Raw genomic sequence first — 5,550 nt, forward strand, 5'->3', positions numbered from 1 at the left:
GCCGATCAGCATCGACACGATCAGGACGCCGCAGATGCCGCCGAGTTGGATCGGTCCGATCCGCAGCTTGCCGACCAGGTAGCCCAGGCCGAGGCAGAAGAAGAGGGCGAGAACGGCGTTCTCCCGCAGCAGGCTCATGTCCGCATTACATCCTGTTTGCACGGATCTGCCGGAGAGAACACACCGCCGGGCCGCACCGGCCGGGCGGAGCTAGTCCGCCTGCTCCAACCGTTCGAGCAGCACGTTCACATGACTGTGCGACGGCTCCTTCACCGCCGTCAGCAGCACCAGGTCGTCGTTCTGCGCCAGCTCCCGCAGCTCGGCCAGTTCCTGCTGCACCTGCGGCGCGTCCAGCTCGGTCCGGTAGCGGCGGGCGAACTCCCCGTACTCGCCCTGCGGGCCGTGGAACCACTGGCGCAGCTCGGTGGACGGCGCGATCTCCTTGGCCCACCGGTCGAGGTGCGCGTCCGCCTTCTTCAGCCCGCGCGGCCAGAGCCGGTCCACCAGCACCCGCACCCCGCCGTCCGGCGCCTCGTACACCCGCTCCACTCGCACGCTCATGCGCCCACGGTACGCACGGGCGGGGCCGGGGCGGGCCCGGACCACGCGGGCGGCCACCCGCACGCAGCAAGGGCCCGCCCCGGGGAGGGGCGGGCCCTTGTCGGCGGGTCGGACGCGGCTCGTCAGACCGCGGCCGGCCGGAGCGGCTCGGCGGGGGTGGGCGGCTCCTCGCCGTGCTCGATGCGCAGTTGCGGCAGCAGCCGGTCGAGCGGGCGCGGCAGCCACCAGTTGTGGCGGCCGAGCAGGGTCATGGTGGCGGGCACCAGCACCAGGCGGACCACGGTGGCGTCGATCAGGACGGCCACGGCCATGCCGACGCCCATCATCTTGACGGTCATGTCGGGGTCGATCGCGAAGCCGGTGAACACCGCGACCATGATGGCGGCCGCGCTGCTGATCACCCGTCCGGTGGCGGACAGGCCGCGCACCACGCTGCCCTTCGCGTCGCCGGTGGCCAGCCAGTCCTCGCGGACCCGGGCGAGCAGGAACACCTCGTAGTCCATGGACAGGCCGAACAGCACGGTGAACATCAGGATCGGCACCCAGCTGGACACCGGCACGGCGTGCGGCAGCCCGAGCAGCTTCGCGGTCGCGTCGTGCTGGAACACCGCCGTCATCACGCCGTACGCGGCGGCCACCGACAGCAGGTTCATCGCGGCGGCCTTCACCGCGATCACCGGCGCCCGGAACAGCACGGTGAGCAGCACCAGCGACAGCGCCACCACGAACGGGACGACCAGCCACAGGCGGGCGGAGAGCCGGTCGGAGATGTCGGAGAAGGTCGCGACCACGCCCGTCACCTCGGCGCCGGCCGGCAGGTCGTGGTCGCGCAGTCGCTTCACCAGCTGCGCGGTGGCCTCGTCCTGCGGGCCGGTCCTCGGTTGGACGGTGATCACGGCGGCGTTCCCGGCCTGGTTGAACCGGGCGGGTTGGACCTGCACCACCGCCGGGTCCTGTGCCACCTTGGCCGCCAGCGCGGGGAGTTCGCTCTTCGGCAGCCGGTCGAGGTCGACGGCCAGCAGCAGCGGCCCGTTGGCGCCGGGGCCGTACGCCTCGGCGATCAGGTCGTACGCCTTGCGGGTGGTGTTGTCGGCGGCCTGGCTGCCGGCGTCCTGCGGCCAGGTGCGCATGCCGAGCATCGGCGCGGCCAGGCCCAGCAGAACGGCCAGCGACAGCACTGCGGCGGCGATCGGGCGGCGACCGATCAGCCGGGCCCAGCGCTCGGTGCGGGTGGGCGTGGTGTCGGTCCGGGCGGGCTCGCCCCCGGCGGCGGCGCGGCGTTCGGCGCGGCGCAGCAGGCGGGGGCCGGCCAGGGTGGCGAGGGCGGGGACCAGGGTGAGCGAGGCGAGCATGACGCCGCCGACGGTGGCGAAGGTCGCGTAGCCGAAGGACGCGTAGATGGAGAGGCCGGCGAGTTTCAGGCCGAACAGCGAGACCAGCACGGTGGAGCCGGCGACCACCACGGAGGAGCCCGCGGTGGCGTTGGCGACGGTGGCGGCGGCCCGGGCGTCCAGGCCGCGGCGCAGTCCTTCGACGTGTCGGGCGACCAGCAGCAGCGCGTAGTCGATGCCGACGCCGAGGCCGACCATGGAGGCCACGGTGGGGGCGATGTTGCTGATGTCGGTGACGGCCGACAGCAGGGTGATCAGGCCGGTGCCGAGGGCGAGGCCGGCGAGGGCGACCAGCAGCGGCAGGCCGGCGGAGACCACGGTGCCGAGGGCGAGGACCAGGATGACCAGGGCGGCACCCATGCCGATCGCCTCGGCGGTGCCGTCGGGGGCGCTGAAGTGCTCGGGGACCTGGCCGCCGAGCTCGACCTGGTAGCCGGCGTCGGTGGCGGGCCGGGCGGCGTCGTGCAGCGCGTCGATTTCGGCGGAGTCCTTGAAAGCCGTCACCTCGACGTCGTAGCTCAGCGTCAGCAGCGCGGTGTCACCGGCCTGCGAGGGTATCGGCGGGGAGACGGCGAGCACGTGCGGCAGGCCGGACAGACGGGTGCGCAGCGCGGTCAGGGCGTCTTCGGGAAGCGCTTTCCCGTTGCGGTCGTGGATCACCACGCGGGCGTCGGCGCCGGCGGTCTCCGGGAAGCGCTCGTGCAGCAGGTCGAGTCCCGCGGTGGAGCGGGTGCCCGGCACCCGGTAGCTGTCGCGGGACTCACCGCCGAACGCCCGGGCCAGGCCGAAGATCGCGGCGATCAGCAGCAGCCAGGCGGCGACGGTGCGCCAGGGCCGGGCGGCGGCGGCCCCGCCGAGGCGACCGAGGAGTGTGGACATGGTGCGGGTGCCTCCCGTAGGGCGTTCGGGTCACTGACGAACACCAGTGTGGGAGAGGCGTCTTGGAGTCCACTTGGCGCGAGCGCAGCGATCTTCCAAGTGGCGCTGCGGGGGTGACCTGCCGTCAGCCCTCCAGCGTGCTGAGCGCCGTGCGGGCCTGGGCCTCCCAGCTCGGCGACTCCCAGCGGCGGGCGACCTCGGCGGCGTGCCGGAAGTGGTCGGCGGCCTCGGCGGTGCGGCCGAGCCTGCGGGCGAGTTCGCCGAGCGACAGGGCGACCGGGCGGGAGGCGATCGAGGTGGAGCTGGCGCCCGCCACCAGGTCGGCGAACGGCCGCAGCTCGTCCAGGAGTTCGGCGATCTCGGCGCGCTCGTCCAGGGCCATCGCGGCGTCGGCGCGCAGCACCAGGAACAGCGAGCGGAAGTAGTCGGCCTGCACGGTGCGGCGCTCGACCCGGGCCGCGCGGGCCTCCTCGGGCGGGCGTCCGACGGCGAGCAGGGCGAGCGCGGTGACGTCGGCGACCAGCGGGCCGTACTGGGCGCGGTGGCGCTCGATCAGCGGGAGCATCTCGCCGAGGCGGCCCTCCCGGTGGGCGATCGTGATCCGCACCAGCGCGTCGAGCGCGTCGGCGTGCAGCGAGCCGCGCTCCCGCAGGCCCGCCATGGCCCGGTCGTACAGGGCGGTGGCCTGCTCGACCCGGTCGGCGGCGAGTTCCAGCATCCCGCGCTGGCAGAGCACCACGTCGGAGAGCTCGGCCAGCCGGTAGCGCTGCGCGAGCTCCTCACCGGCTGTCAGGTGGCGGCGCAGCGCGGGCAGGTCGCCGCGGACGGCGGCGGCGGTGGCCGCCAGGTGTTCGGCGTGCCAGCGGTAGGCGGGCAGGTCGTGGGCGACGGCGAGCGCGGTGATCTCCTCGGCGAGCAGGAGCCGGTCCACGGGGGCGAGTTCGTGGTCGCAGGCGCGGGCCTGGGCGGCGAGCGCGAGGCACAGCAACTGCGGGTCGCCCTCGGCGCGGGCCAGCGCGACGGCCTGGGCGGCGGCGTCGACGGCCTGCGGCGAGCCGGTGCAGTCGAGTTCGTGGGTGAGCGCGTCGAGCAGCCGGCACCGGGTGGCGGCCGGCAGGTCGGTGCGGCGCAGCAGCCGGCCGAGGGTGTCGACGGCGTCCTGGTCGATGCTGCCGTAGGGGTGGGTGACCCACGGGGTGGGTTCGGTCCAGGCGGTCCAGGCGGCGATCAGCAGGTCCTCGCGGCCGGATTCCCGGGCCAGTCGCAGGGCGTGCGCCTTGGTGTCCCCGGCGTCGGTGACCTGTCCGGCCCGGATCTGGGTGCGCAGCAGCGCGCCCAGCAGCTCGATGCGGCGGGCGGCCCGGTCCTCGCCGGGCTGTTCGGCGGCGCGTTCCAGATTGTCGACGGCCTGCCGGAACAGCGTGACGGCACTGCGGTGGGCGTAGCGCCGTTCGGCGGCCTGGGCGGCGCGGACGCAGTGCTGGACGGCGAGTTCGGCGGTGCCGGCGCTCGCGGCCTGGGTGAAGTGGTGTGCGAGGGCGGCGAGTTCGCCGGGCCGCCGGTCGTGCAGCGCGTGCCCGATCCGGCCGTGCAGGCGGGCCCGGCGCAGCCCGCCGAGGTCGGCGTACAGGGTGTCGCGGACCAGCAGGTGGGCGAACCGGACGGTGCCGGGCCGCGGTTCGAGCAGCAGGCCGCCGGCGACGGCCGCTTCGACGGCTTCGGTGGCGGTGTCCTCGTCCTGTTCGCCGGCCCGCACCAGCAGGTCGACGTCGCTCTCCCGTCCGGCGACGGCGGCCAGTCGCAGCAGGTCGACGGCGGGTGCGGGGAGCCGCTCGAAGCGTCGTCGCAGGACGTCCCGGACGCCCTGCGGCACCTGCTTGAGCGCGGTCGATTCGTCCTCCAGCGCGAGCAGTTGGGCGATCTCCGCCAGGTAGAACGGGTTGCCGCCGGTGCGTTCGGCCAGGGCGTGGACGGTCTCGGGGCGGACGGGAGCGGCGCAGACCGCTTCGATCAGCCGTCCCGCGTCGGCCTCGGCGAGGCCGCCGAGCGGCACCCGAGTGGGCGAGCGCCTGGCCAACCTGGCGAGCACGTCGGAGAGTTCGCCCTCGCCGGGGCGCAGCGCGGCGATCACCAGCAGGCCGCCGCCGGGCGTGCCGGGGGCGTGGTGGGCGGCGAGTTCGCCGAGCAGTTCGCGGGTCTCCGGGTCGGCGGCGTGCAGGTCGTCGAGCAGCACGGCGAGCGGGGCGCGGCGGGCGGCGGCGTGCAGCCGGGCGACGACGGCGCGGTGCAGGCGGAACCGGCCGGACAGCGCGTCCTGACCTGCGGTCGGCTCCAGGTCGCCGAGCAGCGGGGCGAGTTCGGGGTCGGCGGCGGCGTCCGGTTCCTGTCCGGCGAGTTCGCGCAGCACCTCGGTCCAGGCCCAGGCGGCGGGCGCGCCGGCGCTCTCCGGGCAGCGCCCGGTGACCACCCGCCAGCCGTGCGCGCCCAGTTCCTCGCCCAGCCGCCCCAGCACGGTGGACTTCCCCGCCCCGGCCTCGCCGCTCACCAGCGCGAACCCGACGCCGCCGCGCGCGGCCTCGGCAGCCCGCCGGAGCGCGGCCAGCTCCTCCTGCCGTCCGACGAACACCCCGCCGGGCACGGCCACCCCGCCGACGCCGGACGGCACGACCCGTCGTCCGGGCCCTGGGAAACCGTCCGCTCCCCCACCACCGCCGGGCAC

3 protein-coding genes are annotated in these 5,550 nt (G+C 75.2%); all 3 read right to left on the minus strand.

Features of this window, described 5'->3' with window-relative positions:
• Positions 1-210: 210 nt before the first annotated feature.
• Positions 211-561, minus strand: coding sequence for a DUF488 domain-containing protein (locus tag IEZ12_RS13675; protein WP_189272286.1), 351 nt, complete (start codon positions 559-561; stop codon positions 211-213).
• A 122-nt stretch (positions 562-683) separates the two neighbouring features.
• Entirely contained in the window at positions 684-2,831 is a 2,148-nt protein-coding gene (locus IEZ12_RS13680) for an MMPL family transporter (protein ID WP_189272287.1), read from the minus strand.
• Positions 2,832-2,955: 124 nt separating this feature from the next.
• On the minus strand, positions 2,956-5,496 hold the full coding sequence (locus tag IEZ12_RS13685) for an ATP-binding protein (protein ID WP_189272288.1): 2,541 nt from the start codon (positions 5,494-5,496) through the stop codon (positions 2,956-2,958).
• Between the last annotated feature and the right edge of the window lie 54 nt (positions 5,497-5,550).

Source organism: Kitasatospora griseola (assembly GCF_014648555.1).
Lineage (GTDB): Bacteria > Actinomycetota > Actinomycetes > Streptomycetales > Streptomycetaceae > Kitasatospora > Kitasatospora griseola.